This is a genomic window from Allobosea sp. P2_A10, from assembly GCF_056405115.1.
Genome location: NZ_JBFUCS010000008.1, coordinates 239,537 through 254,429, shown reverse-complemented (window position 1 = coordinate 254,429; position 14,893 = coordinate 239,537). Strand labels below are relative to the sequence as shown.

At 65.9% G+C, this 14,893-nt stretch carries 14 protein-coding genes; 6 read left to right on the top strand and 8 right to left on the bottom strand.

Annotated features, from left to right (window positions below; all coding sequences use genetic code 11):
- A partial coding sequence (gene ligD, locus AC1DZY_RS14185; RefSeq protein ID WP_476820762.1) for a non-homologous end-joining DNA ligase occupies positions 1 to 824 on the bottom strand: 824 nt, incomplete at its 3' end.
- 59 nt (positions 825 to 883) lie between these two features.
- Here ligD and AC1DZY_RS14180 point away from each other — a divergent pair.
- Positions 884 to 1,147, top strand: coding sequence for a hypothetical protein (locus AC1DZY_RS14180; protein ID WP_476820761.1), 264 nt, complete (start codon positions 884 to 886; stop codon positions 1,145 to 1,147).
- 390 nt (positions 1,148 to 1,537) lie between these two features.
- Positions 1,538 to 4,846 (top strand): autotransporter outer membrane beta-barrel domain-containing protein, encoded by a 3,309-nt coding sequence (locus AC1DZY_RS14175; protein WP_476820760.1) that lies wholly within the window; start codon positions 1,538 to 1,540, stop codon positions 4,844 to 4,846.
- Between the two features lie 24 nt (positions 4,847 to 4,870).
- On the opposite strand, the gene rpoN is transcribed toward AC1DZY_RS14175, so the two are convergent.
- The 5 genes from rpoN to AC1DZY_RS14150 form a co-directional block, all read right to left on the bottom strand.
- Positions 4,871 to 6,400, bottom strand: coding sequence for an RNA polymerase factor sigma-54 (gene rpoN, locus AC1DZY_RS14170; protein ID WP_476820759.1), 1,530 nt, complete (start codon positions 6,398 to 6,400; stop codon positions 4,871 to 4,873).
- 176 nt (positions 6,401 to 6,576) lie between these two features.
- Entirely contained in the window at positions 6,577 to 7,416 is an 840-nt protein-coding gene (gene lptB / locus AC1DZY_RS14165; RefSeq protein ID WP_476820770.1) for an LPS export ABC transporter ATP-binding protein, read from the bottom strand.
- Between the two features lie 108 nt (positions 7,417 to 7,524).
- Complete coding sequence (locus AC1DZY_RS14160; RefSeq protein WP_476820758.1) at positions 7,525 to 8,271, bottom strand: LptA/OstA family protein; 747 nt, start codon at positions 8,269 to 8,271, stop codon at positions 7,525 to 7,527.
- 1 nt (position 8,272) lies between these two features.
- Entirely contained in the window at positions 8,273 to 9,052 is a 780-nt protein-coding gene (gene lptC / locus AC1DZY_RS14155) for an LPS export ABC transporter periplasmic protein LptC (protein WP_476820757.1), read from the bottom strand.
- A gap of 123 nt (positions 9,053 to 9,175) precedes the next feature.
- A complete protein-coding gene (locus AC1DZY_RS14150) occupies positions 9,176 to 9,790 on the bottom strand; it encodes a ribonuclease D (RefSeq protein WP_476820756.1) in 615 nt (204 codons plus the stop codon).
- Positions 9,791 to 9,988: 198 nt separating this feature from the next.
- Between AC1DZY_RS14150 and AC1DZY_RS14145 the strand changes: the two genes are divergently transcribed.
- The 4 genes from AC1DZY_RS14145 to AC1DZY_RS14130 all read left to right on the top strand — a co-directional run bounded on the left by AC1DZY_RS14145 (position 9,989) and on the right by AC1DZY_RS14130 (position 13,091).
- Entirely contained in the window at positions 9,989 to 10,720 is a 732-nt protein-coding gene (locus tag AC1DZY_RS14145) for a helix-turn-helix transcriptional regulator (RefSeq protein ID WP_476820755.1), read from the top strand.
- A gap of 86 nt (positions 10,721 to 10,806) precedes the next feature.
- Entirely contained in the window at positions 10,807 to 11,289 is a 483-nt protein-coding gene (locus AC1DZY_RS14140; RefSeq protein ID WP_476820754.1) for a DUF805 domain-containing protein, read from the top strand.
- The gene (gene dapE / locus AC1DZY_RS14135) at positions 11,232 to 12,434 is read left to right on the top strand and encodes a succinyl-diaminopimelate desuccinylase (RefSeq protein WP_476820753.1); all 1,203 of its coding nucleotides are present in this window, start codon (positions 11,232 to 11,234) and stop codon (positions 12,432 to 12,434) included. Before AC1DZY_RS14140 ends, dapE begins: the two co-directional genes overlap by 58 nt.
- 69 nt (positions 12,435 to 12,503) lie before the next feature.
- The gene (locus AC1DZY_RS14130; RefSeq protein ID WP_476820752.1) at positions 12,504 to 13,091 is read left to right on the top strand and encodes a hypothetical protein; all 588 of its coding nucleotides are present in this window, start codon (positions 12,504 to 12,506) and stop codon (positions 13,089 to 13,091) included.
- 43 nt (positions 13,092 to 13,134) lie between these two features.
- Here the strand turns inward: AC1DZY_RS14130 and truA are convergent, their stop codons facing one another.
- Complete coding sequence (truA, locus tag AC1DZY_RS14125) at positions 13,135 to 13,872, bottom strand: tRNA pseudouridine(38-40) synthase TruA (protein ID WP_476820751.1); 738 nt, start codon at positions 13,870 to 13,872, stop codon at positions 13,135 to 13,137.
- The gene (gene fmt, locus AC1DZY_RS14120) at positions 13,872 to 14,801 is read right to left on the bottom strand and encodes a methionyl-tRNA formyltransferase (RefSeq protein WP_476820750.1); all 930 of its coding nucleotides are present in this window, start codon (positions 14,799 to 14,801) and stop codon (positions 13,872 to 13,874) included. Before fmt ends, truA begins: the two co-directional genes overlap by 1 nt.
- Positions 14,802 to 14,893 lie beyond the last annotated feature (92 nt).

The following is a 14,893-nucleotide window of genomic DNA, read 5'->3' as shown; positions in this document are numbered from 1 at the left end:
GATTTTGTCGTGAAGCCAGTGCCGACGCTGCCGACATAGACCAGGCCGCCTTCTCGCTGTGCCGCCAGCAGAACCCGCCCGATCCCGCCCAGTGCTGCGGCCGACGGTTCGTATCCGACTATGAGAAAGGTCTCCGACTGGATGCACTTGATCTTGAGCCAGTCCCCGCCACGGCCGGAGCGATATGGCGCGTCGCGGCGTTTGGCTATGATGCCTTCGAGGCCCATTTTGCAGGCCAGCTTGAGGAAGTCGGCTCCGTGCGCATCGACTTCCTCGCTCAGACGGATCGAGCTGTGCTGCTTGCCAATCAATCGCTCAAGCATTGCTCGGCGGTCTTCCAGAGACCGGGCCCTTAGATCAACTCCGTCGAGATAGACCAGGTCGAACGCATAGAGCATGGCGTTGCTTGCGAACGCCTTGCCACCGCGGCCGCCCAGCGCCTTCTGGAGAGCGCCGAAATCAGGAGCGCCGCGATCGTCAAGCACGACGGCCTCGCCATCGAGTATCGCAGTGTCGAGGCCGAGCTCGCGCACGTCATGGGCAATCGTAGGGAAGCGCGCCGTCCAGTCGTGGCCGCCTCTCGTGATGACGCGGACATTGCCCGGCTCAACGTGCACGGCCAATCGGTAGCCGTCCCACTTCACCTCGAAGGCCCAATCATCACCCTCCGGGGGTTTCGACTGCAGCAGCGCCAGACAGGGCTCGACGCGATCGGGCATCGGATCCAGCTTGAGCCCGCGTTGACGCTTATTGCGCGGCCTGGGAGTTGGTGGGCTTGATATCGTCTCGGCCGCAGGGCCGACCTTGAGCAGGCGACGCGCCATACTGAACTCCACGCAACAACTCGAACTCGACGAAAGGATTACGAATTCAGCTTCCGGTCATGTTCGTCGTCGGCTTTGTCGGCGTCGGGATCCGGCTCCGGAACCTCGAACTCGCGCTGCTCGACGAGCGGGATTTTCATCCAGTCGCCGGTCGCCTCAAGGCCGTTGGCTTCCGCGTCATCGATCAGCGTGGAGATCAGCTCGTCCGCCCCTCTGCGACGACGCTGATGGCGGCATTCACAGAGGCAGCATCGGTGTCGTCGAGTGGATTCGCCCTGACGCCAGCGATGTCACGGAGCTTGCGCGCGAGCTCTTGCGCCTGAATGGCCACCGGGTCGGAATTGGATCGGGGTGAGCCATTTGCTGGATCAAGTTCGAGGGATTGTTGTCGAGGGTCGTCGGGACGTGTTCCCGCGCCGCTCCGCATGACTTCGCTCGACTGGCTCGACCGGAACATTCGCTGAGCGAACATGACACAACTCCAAACTCGACTGGAGTCGCGAACGGGCGACGCGCGGAATCGTTCCGGAGACGGAACTGACCGGGCTGCGGTTCCGGCGCACACGTCTCGTCATGTCCGCGACGTCGTCCGAGCCGCTGGCTCTTTAGCCACGACGAGCCATCGCGGGGATGTCCCCCGAGGGATTGCGAACAGTCGCCGAAATCAACGTCTTGGCGAAAGGTTCGCCATTGAATGTCGCCCGCATATCTCATTGGTCGCCAGCCCCATCTGCTGCGGCGGTCTGCATCTGATGCGGGTGACGAGGCCTGCCGACAACGCGGTTGACCAACTTGATGCCAATGGTACTGATTGCGGCCGCAAACACCGATTTCAAGTCCAAATGTGTCCGACTTGTCGTATCGTCGTGGGCGTCGTGAAGATTGAGGGTCAAAAGATGCCGACGCAGATGCTCCGTGGCCGCGCCGGCAGCTCAATTCAGCCGACCCACGCCTTGAAGGCGCGGCGATTGGCATCGACAACATTGCTAACAGGCGGTCTGCTGCTGGCGTTGATCACGTTAGTGCCCAGTGCGCAGGCAACCCTGTGGAACGGCAATGCCGACACCAACTGGGATAACCCTGGTAACTGGGCTGGAGGAGCAGTCCCCCTAGGCATGTCGACGGCCGACATTACTGGCGCTACGGGCAACCAGCCCGTTGTGGGCGCCGGCGTGATCGCGAACCCGCGAGGGGTCTCTGTTGATGGAGGACAGCTTTTAACTGTGCAGGACAGCGGCCGGCTAGCAGGCGATTTGCTTGGCGTAGGCTTCGGCTCCGGCCAGGCATCTGCTGTCCTGATCAAAGCGGGCGGTACCGTGTTGGTGGACCGTGTGTCCATCGGTCTTGGTACCAGTGCGGGTGCCATTACCGTGACCGGAGCGGGCTCGACTCTGACAGCAATTAACAACAGAATTTCTGTCGGTCTTGTTTCGGCTGGTCAGCTAATCGTCAGCAATGGCGGCATTGTGACGGTCGCCAGCGGTTACGCGCTTGAGTTGGGTAGAGACGGTGTGGCCGGTACATTGCTGATCGGCAATGGCGCGGCTGCAGGCACAGTAACGGCGGATATAATTCAATTTAATAGCGCGATATCCTCAATCGTTGCTGATATGACTGGCGCGACGACTATTACGGCAATAATCAACGGCGCTGGTAGTCTAACGAAGGCCGGCGCTGGTACGCTAACGCTGACCGGCGCGAACGCCTATTCCGGTTCGACGACGATTTCCGCTGGTACTTTGCAGGCGAACTCGTCTGCCGCGCTAGGCGATGGTTCCACAACCAACACGCTGATTTTCAATGGCGGGACGTTGCAGGCGACGGGTACGATCTCGTCTCCTGCCACGCGCGGCGTTGTGATGACGGGTGCGGGGACGATCGACAGCAACGGCAACGCGGTCTCGATCGCGGGCACGGTCACGGGCGGAGGCGCGCTGACCAAGACGGGCACCGGCACGCTCAACCTGAGCGGTGTCAACACATTCGCGGGCGGCTTAACCTTGAACGCCGGCACTCTCGGCGTCGGCAGTAACAATGCGGTTGGTACAGGGCAGCTCTTCGTCGCGAGCACCGCCACTGTTGTCGCCCTTTCGAACGTAACGCTGGCCAACGCGATCCGGCTCGGCCCCAGCCCCGGCTTGGGCACGGCTAACCCGGTGTTCGACACAGGCGCCAATACGCTGACGCTCAACGGCGTGATCTCGGGAACAGCCGTCGGCATCGAGCAGACGCCCTACGGCCTGACCAAGACCGGCACGGGCACGCTCGTCCTGAACGGCGCCAACACCTATACCGGCGCGACCGTCGTCAATGCCGGCAAGCTCGTCGTCGGCGCGGACGGCACGACCGGCGCCACCATCGCCTCGTCGAGCAGCCTGACCATCGCGGCCGGGGCGACGATCGGCGGCAACGGCGCGACGCCGACACTGACCGTCAACGGCACGATCTCGCCGGGCAATTCGGTCGGCACGCTCAACATCAATGGCGGCCTGATCCTCGGCGCATCCTCGACCACCGTGATCGAGATCGAGGGCGCGACCTCGGACCGCATCAACGTCACCGGCACGGCGGCGCTCAACGGGACGCTGCAACTCGTTGCGGCGGGCGGAACCTATGCGTTCGCGACGCCCTACACGATCCTGACCGCGACAGGCGCACGCACCGGGACCTTCGCGACAGTCAACACCACCGGCAGCTTCGGCGTCGGCGTCACCTCGGCCGTCGCCTATGGCGCCAACAACGTCCAGGTGACGCTGACGGCGGCCCCGCTGGTGGTTGCGCCACCCCCGACACCGGCCACGCCCGCAGCACCGGTCACACCCGTCGTCACGGCAACCGTTCCCGTCTTCGGGCTGACGCAGACGCGCAACATCACCGCGGTCGCCTATGGCCTCGATCGCGCAGTCGCGGGCGGCGCCGACGTCTCCTCGCTCTTTGCCGTCTACAACCAGCCGACCCGCGCGGCGCTGGCGGCCGCTGTCAACACCCTGTCGGGCGAGATCCATACCGCCACGAGCGCGATCGGCTATCGCGCCTCTGACCAGTTCCTGCGCGTGATGCTCGATCCCTTCGCCGTGGGCCGCGACGGCCGCATGCTGGGCGGCGGCGCGAGCGATTTCACCGCCGATGTGCCGAGCCGGAAAGGGCCGGTCCCCGCCCCGACGCTGCGGATCGAGCCGAGCTACAATGTCTGGGCCGCCGTCTTCGGCGCGACCGGCACRACCAATGGCGACGCGACCGTGGTGGGCTCGGCCAAGCGCGAGCTCAAGGAYGTCAACGTCGCCGTCGGYGCCGATGTCCGKSTCGCKCCCGGAACGGTCGCGGGCTTYGCGCTGTCGGGYGGCCAGTCGAACGCCMGGCTKWSTGGCGGGCTTGGCACCGCCGAAGCCGATATCTTCCAGGCCGGCCTCTATGGCGCGACGCARCTCGGCGCGCTGCGGCTGGGCGCCTCGGCGTCCTATGGCTCGATGCAAGTGCAGACGCGGCGTTCGATCCCGGCGCTGGGCCAGAACCCWATCGCCGACTACCGCGCCGACGTCCTGGGCGGGCGGCTGCAGGCGGCCTACGAGGTGTTCAGCAGCGGTGGTTTCTCTGTTTCGCCCTTCGCGGCGCTGCAGATCCAGAGCGTCCATCTGCCGAATTTCCGCGAGACGAATTCGCTGACGGGCGTCGGCGCCGGCGTCAACGGACTGAGCCGGACCAACACCGCGTTCCGCTCGGAACTCGGCGTCAAGGCGGCCAGCGTCACCCAGATCGGCGGCCGCAGRCTGACGCTCTTCACCGAGCTCGGCTGGGGCCAYGATTTCCTGCGCGACATGACCTTCGGMGCGACGCTCGTCGGCGTRCCATCGGCGAGCTTCGTGATCGCCGGCGCACGCCAGGACCGCGACGTCGGCCTGTTCGCCGCCGGGGTCGACTACCWGATCTCGCCCAATCTCGTGCTCGGCGGCCGYTTCGACGGYACCGCATCGGCCAACAGCCGGACATACGCCGGAACCGCCTCGCTCAGAATGAGCTTCTGACGAAGTCCTGGAGGCGACCGCGCCTCAGCGGCTGCCCATCGCCATCGCGACCTTTTCGCGGCGGCGCTCCATCGAGGAGGGGATGCGCAGGGATTCGCGATATTTCGCGACGGTGCGCCTGGCAATGTCGATGCCGCCGGCCTTGAGCCTTTCGACGATGGCGTCGTCGGAGAGTACCTCGGCGGGCCTTTCGTCATCGATCATCTGCTTGATGCGGTAACGCACCGCCTCGGCGGAATGTGCCTCGCCATAGCCGGTGGCGGCGATCGCGGCCGAGAAGAAGTACTTCATCTCGAAGACCCCGCGCGAGCAGGTCAGGTACTTGTTCGAAGTGACCCGCGAGACCGTCGATTCATGCATGCCGATGGCGTCGGCCACGGTTTTCAGGTTCAGCGGGCGCAGATGCTCGACGCCATGGGCGAAAAAACCGTCCTGCTGGCGCACGATCTCGCTGGCGACCTTCAGGATGGTGCGGGCGCGCTGTTCGAGCGAGCGCGTCAGCCAGTTCGCGGTCTGCAGGCATTCGGCGATGAAGGCCCTGTCCTCGTCCTTGAGCACGGCCTTGGAAACCTTGGCGTGGTAGGTCTGGTTGACCAGCACGCGCGGCAGGGTGTCGGGGTTGAGATCGACCAGCCAGGAGCCGTCGGGCGCGGCGCGGATGAAGACGTCGGGCACCACCGTCTCGGCGGTCGAGCCCCCGAAGCCGCGTCCGGGCTTGGGGTCGAGCCGCCGGATCTCGGCGACCATGTCGGCGATGTCCTCGTCATCGACCCCGCAGATGCGCTTCAGGGCGGCGAAATCGCGCTTGGCGACAAGATGGAGGTGGGCAACCAGACACTGCATCGCCGGGTCGAAACGATCGCGGTCGCGCAGCTGGATCGAGAGGCATTCGCAGACGTCGCGCGCGGCAACGCCGGAGGGGTCGAAGCCCTGGATCACATGCAACACGCTCTCAACCCGCGCGACGGAGATGCCGAGCCGCTCGGCTATCTCCGGCACCGGCTCGCCGAGATAGCCGGAATCATCGACGGCATCGATCAGGTGCCGGCCGATGATACGCTGCGCCACGTCGGTGATCGCCATGTCGAGCTGTGCGCTAAGGTGGTCGTGCAGCGAGGCTTCCGCCGTCAGGCTGCTCTCGAAGCCGTCGGGCCCGTCCTCGAACGAGCCGCCCGAGCCGCCATACGCGCCGCCGATGATCGGCAGCGAATCCGCACCACGGGTATCCATCCGGGCGACGCTGGGCTGCTCACCCTGAAAGACGTTGTCGAGCCCGGTGCCGAGGCGGTTCTCCATACCCTCCTGGCTGTTCATGCTCTCGGAGCGGGCGAAGGTGTCGGCATCGACGGCGAGCGGCCCGTCGCCGCCATTGGCCTGCAGCGGCCCTTCCCTGGCATCGTCGCGTTCGAGCAGCGGATTGCGCTCGAGTTCGCCCTCGACGAAGTTCTGGAGCTCGAGATGCGAGAGCTGCAGGAGCTTGATCGCCTGCAGCAACTGCGGCGTCATCACCAGGGACTGGCCCTGGCGCAGCTCCATGCGCGGCATCATCGCCATTGCGCTCTCGATCCCTTCCAAAGCCGCGTGCCATTTCGGCACGGTTCTTGCCTGTGACGAAGAGACTAGCGCCGTCGCAGCGACGCGTCAAAGCCCTTGCCGCATCATTGAGCAGGGAAGTTAATGCAGCGCAGCATAATCTCGCAATCGCAATATATGCGATGCGATCATCGGCCTCAGAGCCGGAAATCCTCACCGAGATAGACCCGGCGCACATCGGGATTGGCGATGATCTCGGCGGGCGAGCCTTCCGTCAGCACGCGGCCGGAATGGATGATGTAGGCGCGGTCGACCAGGCCCAGCGTCTCACGGACATTGTGGTCGGTGATCAGCACGCCGATGCCGCGATCGGTCAATTGCCGCACCAGAGCCTGGATGTCGCCAACGGCGATCGGGTCGATGCCGGCGAAGGGTTCGTCGAGCAGGATGAATGAGGGCTTGCCGGCGAGCGCGCGCGCGATCTCGCAGCGCCGGCGCTCGCCGCCCGACAGCGCGATCGAGGGCGCCTTGCGCAGGCGGGCGATATTGAACTCCTCCAGCAGCGTGTCGAGTTGGCGTTCGCGGGTCTTGCGGTGAGGCTCGACCACTTCGAGCACGGCGCGGATATTGTCCTCGACGCTCAGGCCGCGAAAGATCGAGGCTTCCTGCGGCAGATAGCCGATGCCGAGCCTGGCGCGCTGATACATCGGCAATTCGGTGATATCGTTGCCTTCGAGCGAGATGATGCCGAGGTCGGCCGGCACCAGCCCCGTAATCATGTAGAAGATCGTGGTCTTGCCGGCGCCGTTCGGGCCGAGCAGGCCCACGGCCTCGCCCTGCCGCACGAACAGGCTGGCTTCCGAGACGACGGCGCGACCGCCATAGCTCTTGCGCAAGCCATCGACGGCCAGCACACCGGGCCCGCCGATCGAGGCGGCGGTCGGCTTGCCGGTATCACTGCGGGACCCGATCATGCCGCGCAGGCGGCCAAACAGGCCCGAGCGGGCGACGGTGGGCGCGGCCAGGACCGGCGGCAACGGCGGAGATGGCGGGGTATCGGAAATCGTCACTGCGAGGACTGCGCCTGGTCTGGAAATCGGCGGGACTGAGCCGGCAAAGCGCCGGCCTATGCGATGGAAACAGGTTCAGTTCGTCGGCGGCGCGGGCTTGCCAGGCGTGGCGGGCTTTGCGCCCGGCGCGGTCTTGGCGTCGCCGGAATTTGGCACGAAGAAGCCTTGCACCCGGCCCTTGTTGTTCTCGACATTGGCGACGCCCGTCACCGTGTTGTAGACGAGCCTCTCGCCGCGCGTGATGTTGGGGCCGTCGTTGAGAGCGACATTGCCAGTCATGATCACGACGTTGTTGGCGCGGTCGAAAGTGGCGTTGTCGGAGGTCGCGGCCTGCGTCTTAGACACGACCGTCACCGGGCCGGCGCAGTCGATCTTCTTGATGCTGCTGTCGCCACTGGCCGCCGCCGGCGCTGCAGCGGCGCCTGTGGCTGCAGCCGGCGTCGCGGCAGGCGTCGTCGCCCGCGCCGCGCCGGCGCCACCCTGCTGGCCTCCGCGCCCCTCATAGAACACCGTCATCACCGAGCAGCGCACCGTGGTCTCGCCCTGGACCGCGACGACATTGCCGGTGAAGATCGCCTTGTTCTGCTTGTCGAGCACGTCGAGCTTGTCGGCGTCGATCTTGATCGGCTCCTTGCTGTCGCCGCCAAGTCCGCCGAGCGAATCGCCGCCGCCGCGGGCGCGCTTGGCCGGAGCAGCAGCGGGAGCGGACGTAGCCACGCCGGGCTTGGGCTGGGCCTGTACGGGCAAGCAGGACAGTGTCGCGAACGCAAGCGTCGCAATAGCCGTCACGATCTCAGTGGAGGACTTTGGCGCGAAGGTCATGTCAAGGTCTCGTTTGAGGGGTTGAAGGCCTGTCGGACGATGCGGCAGCGCCATCTGGATTGACAACCGTCGGAGACCGAAGCAGTTCCGGCGCCGGCGTGCTGCCCTCCCGCTCGGGGCCTGAAAGCGTCCGCGCCGGCGCATTCTCGATGAGCGCATGGACGCGGCCCTCGAACACGATCAGCGCACCGCTGTCCTTCACATCGAGCGAGTCGGCGTCGATGGTCGTCGTGCCGAGATTGACCTTGACCGGCTCCTTTGAAACCACCGTCCCGCCCTTGAAGTCGATATCGGCCGTGCGCATGCGGATGTCATAGCCGGTCTCGGTGCGAACATGAACATCGTCGACGAGGCGCAGCTTTTCCTTCTGCGTGTCGAACAGTCCTGTCTTCGAGTTCACCGTGACCCAGCCTTCGCGCTCCATCTGCAGCCTGGCGGTGAGCGTCACCAGTTCGACCTGCGTCGGGTTGCGGATGTCCTGCAGGGCGGCCTCGGCCGTCACCTCATAAGGCCGGTTGTCCTTGCGGTAGCCGGAGAGCCGCGGCGTCTCCATCTTGACCTTGCCGTTGGAAATGCCGACCGCGCCGATCGACACCTTCTCCAGCCCCCGCAACGGGTTCAGGAAGGGCGAGACGATCAGGGCCAGCACAGCCACGACCGCGGTGACCGGAATCGCGCGGCGCAGCAGGCGCACAAGCAGCGTATGCCGGCGCGCCGCCTTGAACGCAGCCTGCCGGCGCGTCGCACGCGCCGGCGGCGCCGACCAGTCACTGGATGTCATCGCCACAGTCATGTCCCGCGCAATGGCAGTCGCTAACGGCTTTTTCGTGTCGGCAGACGCGCGTCAGCCTGCGCCGTGCCGGTTAGCCTCGCTCCAAACTGACGCAAGAAGCCTTAGAATTTGTCAAGTATGGGCAAAGATATCGGTCTCGGCCCAGCCGGCCAGATCGAGCTCCGCCCGAACCGGCAGGAAGGCGAAGCAGGCCTTCGCCAGCTCGGTGCGCCCCTCGCGCGCCAGCAGCGCTTCGAGCCGCGTATGGAGCGCATGGAGATGCAGCACGTCGGACGCGGCGTAGGTCAATTGCGCCTCGCTCAGATTGTCGGCCCCCCAATCGGATGATTGCTGCTGTTTCGAGAGTTCGACGCCGAGCAATTCCCGCACCAGATCCTTCAGCCCATGCCGGTCGGTGTAGGTACGGGTCAGCTTGGAGGCGATCTTGGTGCAGTAGATCGGGCCTGTGACGATGCCGAAGGCGTTGCGCAGCACCGCGACGTCGAAACGGGCGAAGTGAAACAGCTTCAGGACCGCGGGGTCCGTCAGCAGCCTGATCAGGTTTTCCGGGCGCGGGCCGCCTTTCACAATCTGCACGACATCGGCCGAACCGTCGCCACGCGACAGCTGGACGACGCAGAGCCGGTCGCGGTGCGGGTTGAGGCCCAGCGTCTCGGTATCGATCGCAACGCTGGCCCCCGCGACATAGCCGCCGGGCAGGTCGCCGCGATGGAAACGGATGGTCATGACGCAAACCTCGCTGGATGGCGCAAGCGCCCGTGTGAGACGGGCCGCAAGCCCGCTTTCGCAGCTACCGGCGTGGCCGACGCCGTACAAGCGTTTTCTGCCCAGCCGGACGGACGATGAAGACAGGCTCGCATCGTTTTGATATGCGCTGACCTATGGTAATCGCCGGACGCCGGCACTCCGGAGGCAGGGACGGGCATGCGGGATCAAGCCATCGGACCGGCGCTGCAGCAGCTTTCGGAGGCGCTCGTCGCCGCGCAGACGCCCGACGCCTGCACGCTCGCTTTCAAAAGCTTCATCGCCGTCTTCGACATGGTCAACTTCTGCTGCGGCGAATTCGACTGGCGCATCCGGCAGCGCTCGGTGATGAACGTCGTCGAATGGCCGATCACCTGGTTCGAACGCTATGTCGAGACCGGGCTGATCGAGAACGACCCGCTGCTCGCTATGCTGGAGCGGACCAGGAAGCCGGTGACATGGGAGATGATGCGCGCGGCCCCGAACAGGCACCGGCACGAGCGCCTGCTGTTCGAGCTGGCGGAGAGCTTTGGCTGGACAGAAGGCTTTGCGATCCCGATCCCGCGCGGCGGCAGCCGACTTGGTCTCGTCAGCCTGTGCGGAAAGCGCGAGCCTTTTTCTCAAGCGGAAATCGGCGCGCTCTCGCTTGGCTGCGTGTTCTACTATGAGCAATTTCGCGGACTTAATGCCGGCCGGCCCTTTCCGCTGCCGCCCTCTGGGCTGACGCCGCGCGAGATCGAATGCCTCGATCTCGTCGCCAAGGGCAACACCGACCGGGCGATCGCCAGCAGGCTCGGAATTTCGCAGGCGACCGCGCACGACCATGTCGAGAACGCCAAGCGCAAGATCGTGGTCAAGACGCGGGCGGAGGCCATCGCGGTCGCGGTCTCGCTCGGAATCGTCACGACATGATCGGCGTTAACCCTTAATTCACCATAAGCTTCGCCTGGGCGTGGCGACGTGAGAGAAAGGCTTCTGCGAACGGAGCCTGTGCGTCCTTGTCCCTTTTCCGCCTCCTCACCGATTTCGACGGCCGCATCGGTCCGGTCAGGTTCTGGATCGGCAGCGCCATCGTCGCGCTCGCCCTGCTGGCGATCCAGCAGGGCACGGCGCGCCTGCCCGATCGCTATCTCGCCGGCCAGATCGTCGCCTTTGCCAACGCGTTTGCACTGTTCCCATGGGCGGCGCTCGCCGCAAAACGCGCAACCGACCGGGGCGGATCGACGGTGTTCGGTATCCTGCTGGTCTGCGCTATCGTGCTGCCTACCCATCTGCGGCCCTTCCTCGGCATCGGCTGGGAACCTTCGCTGCAGACGGTGTCGCTGATCGCCTGGGTCGTCGCCTTCATCGATCTCGGCATCATGCCCTCGGCGCATGAGGCAACGCGGGTTGCGGAGCGCGCGCCCGATGCTAAAGCGGGGGCATGGACCCCGTTCGCACCGCCGCCCTCGCCTTCGACCCGCTCGACCCTATCGCGCTGACGCAGGCGCTGATCCGCTGCCCCTCGGTGACGCCGCTCGAGGGCGGCGCGCTGACCCTGCTGGCGGATGTGCTGTCGTTCGCCGGATTCGAGACGCACCGGCCGGTCTTCGGCGCCGACGGCATGCCCGACATCGAGAACCTCTACGCCCGGATCGGGACGGAGGGGCCGGTTCTCGTCATCGCCGGACATACCGATGTCGTGCCGGTTGGAGACGCCGCCGCCTGGACGCGCGATCCGTTCGGGGCGGAGATCGACGGCGGTATCCTCTACGGCCGGGGCGCCTGCGACATGAAGGGCGGGCTTGCCGCGATGATCGCGGCCGCACTGCGCTATCGCCGCGACAACCCGGACGCGCCCGGCTCGATCGCCTTCCTGATCACTGGCGACGAGGAGGGTCCTGCCGTCAACGGCACGGTCAAGCTGCTGGCCTGGGCGAAGGAGCGCGGCGAACGCTTCGACCATTGCCTGCTCGGAGAGCCGACCAATCCGGCGACGATGAGCGACATGATCAAGATCGGAAGGCGCGGCTCGCTGACGGGAAAACTCACCGTGCACGGCAAGCAGGGCCATGTCGGCTATCCCCATCTCGCCGAAAACCCGATTCGCGGCATGGTCAGGCTGCTGGCGGCGCTCGACGCTGCCCCACTCGATTCAGGCACGGCCTATTTCGATGCGAGCAATCTCGAAGTGACCACGCTCGATGTCGGCAATCCCGCGACCAATGTCGTGCCGGCGCAGGCCAGGGCGGTGTTCAACATCCGCTTCAACGATGTCTGGACGCCCGACACGCTGGCAGCCGAGATCGAGCGACGCCTGCGCGAGGCCGCAGGCAACACCGTGCGCTACGAACTGACCTTCGAGTCGACCAATGCAGTCGCCTTCCTGACCCAGCCCGGCCCGTTCGTCGACATGGTCGCGGACGCGATCGAGGCGCAGACCGGCAAGTGCCCTGCCCTCTCGACCACCGGTGGCACGTCGGATGCGCGCTTCATCAAGAGCTATTGCCCGGTGGTGGAGTACGGCGTGGTCGGGCAGACGATGCACCAGATCGACGAACGCGTCGCGATCGCCGACCTCGTGACGCTGGAGGCGATCACGCGGCGCCTGCTCCAGAGTTATTTTGCAGTGCAACATAGCCCTTGACGGCCGGGAACTTCGTGGCAGTATGGTCGTTAGACGAAAGTCTAAGATCGACCATCTGGAGTGCCGGCCATGGCGCTTGCTGCCGATGATGTGGCGCGCTCGTTGCGCGGATCCTGGCGTCTGATGTCACAGGGCGCGAAGGCGCTGCCTGAACTCGACCTGACGCGCGAGGGCTTCCTGCGCTCCTATGGCGCGGCGATCCTGACGCTGCCGGCCATGGTCACGGTACTCGCCGCCGAGCGCAGCATCTCCGGCCTGCCCAATGCCGAGGGCCTGTTCCATTCGACGCCGCTGGTGGCGGCGGTGATCATCTCCCAGGTCGCGGCCTTCCTGTGCGTGCCCGCCTTGCTCGTAGCGCTCGCGCCGAATCTGATGCGTTCGCCGGCGCTTTCGGGCTTCATCATCGCCTGGAACTGGACCGAGGTTTTGTCCGCTGGTCTGCTCGCCGTACCAGCCGCCGTCCACGCCATAGGGTGGTCGACACCCGAACTCGCATCGATGCAGTGGTTAGCCTTCGCGGCGATCGTGGCGCGGCTGCGCTATGCAACAGCGAAGGCGACGCTCGGTGCGGAGCATGGCCTTGCTCTGGCGATCGTCTGCGCCAGTTTCCTCGGCCAGTTCGGCATCGCGAGGCTACTGGGGCTGTGGGGCTTCTGAGAGCTCGCCGGCATATCCAGGCCTGTCCGAATCCTGGCAGGCGTCAGTAATCCACGCCCGCCAGATACAGCCCGCAGGGTGGCGCCAGCGCGGCGCATTGCGAGCGATCCTTTGCCGCCAGTACCTTGCCGAGTTTGTTCTCGGGCCAGCGGCCCGCGCCGACCATCTTCAGGGAGCCGACGATCGAGCGGATCTGATGATGCAGGAAGGAACGGGCATGGGCGTAGACCACGATCTCCGACCCCTCGCGGACGACATCGAGACGGTCGAGCGTGCGCATCGGGCTGTTGGCCTGGCATTCGGCGGCGCGGAAGGTCGTGAAGTCGTGATGGCCGAGCAGCGCCTTGGCCGAGCGGTCCATCGCCTCGTGGTCGAGTTTGACGGGCACATGCCAGACGCGATCGTAGTCGAGCGCGGCCTGGGCCCGCCGGTCGAGAATGCGATAAATGTAGTAGCGCCGCTTCGCCGAAATCCGCGCGTCGAAGGTGTCGGGCACGGCGTCCGCGCTCAGGACCACGACCGGCAGATGTTTCAGCCGCGCGTTGCTGGCGTCGCGCACGACATCGCTGCGCCACTCCTTGTCGAGATCGACATGGGCGACCTGATGCGTGGCGTGGACGCCGGCATCGGTGCGCCCGGCGCAATGCAGGCGTACGGCATGGCCGCAAAACGCCTCGACCGCCTCCTCGACGCTCTGCTGCACGGAGGGGCCGTTGAGCTGGCGCTGCCAGCCCGAAAACGGCGTGCCGTCATATTCGATGACGAGCTTGTAGCGCGGCATCAGAGCTTCGCGCCGGCTGCGAGTCTGGCTCCGCGCAGGAAATCGGCCCCCGTCATCGGCTTGCCGCCGGCGCGCTGGACCTGCAGCAGCTTCACCGCGCCCTCAGCGCACGCGACCGTGCCTTCGCCATCGAGCAGCGTGCCGGGTTCGGCCGCGCCTCCCGCCAGCGCCGTGCGCAGCAGCTTCAGCCGCTCTGGACCCTTGCCGAGATCGATTTCGGCATAGGCGCCCGGAAACGGCGAAAGACCGCGCACGAGGTCGTGGACCTGCTGCGCCGGCCGCGCCCAGTTCACCTTGGCTTCGGCATTCGTGATCTTGGCGGCGTATAGCGCGCCTTCCTCGGTCTGCGGCGTGAAGCGCAGGCCGCCACGGCCGAGCGCAGCCAGCGCCCGGACCATCAGATCGGCTCCCAGCGGGGCCATCGCGTCATGTAGCTCGCCTGCAGTCATGTCCGGGCCGATCGCGAGCGTCTCGACCATGCCGACCGGGCCGGTATCGAGGCCAGCCTCCATCTTCATGACGCAGACGCCGCTCTCGGCGTCTCCCGCCATCACGGCGCGCTGGATCGGGGCCGCGCCACGCCAGCGCGGCAGCAGCGAGCCGTGCAGGTTCAGGCAGCCGAGTTCCGGCAGATCGAGGATCGTCTGCGGCAGCAGCATGCCATAGGCGACGACGACCGCGACATCGGCTTCCTGCGAGGCGATGGTCTGCGCGGCCTCGGCCGTCTTCAGGGTTTTGGGCGTGAAGACCGGGATGCCGAAGCGCTCGGCGGCACGCTGGACGGGCGAGGGTTTGAGCTCGAGCCCGCGCCCGGCCTGCGCGGGAGCGCGGGTGTAGCAGGACACGACCTCGTGGCCCTGCCCGATGATCTCAGTCAGGGTCGGCACTGCGAAATCGGGCGTGCCCATGAAGATGACGCGCAGGGTCATGCCCAATAAGCCAAGCGGGCGGCTCGTCCAAACAAGCCCTTATCCTGAGGAGCCGCGCAGCGGTGTCTCGAAGGATGGCCGGGAAGGCTTTG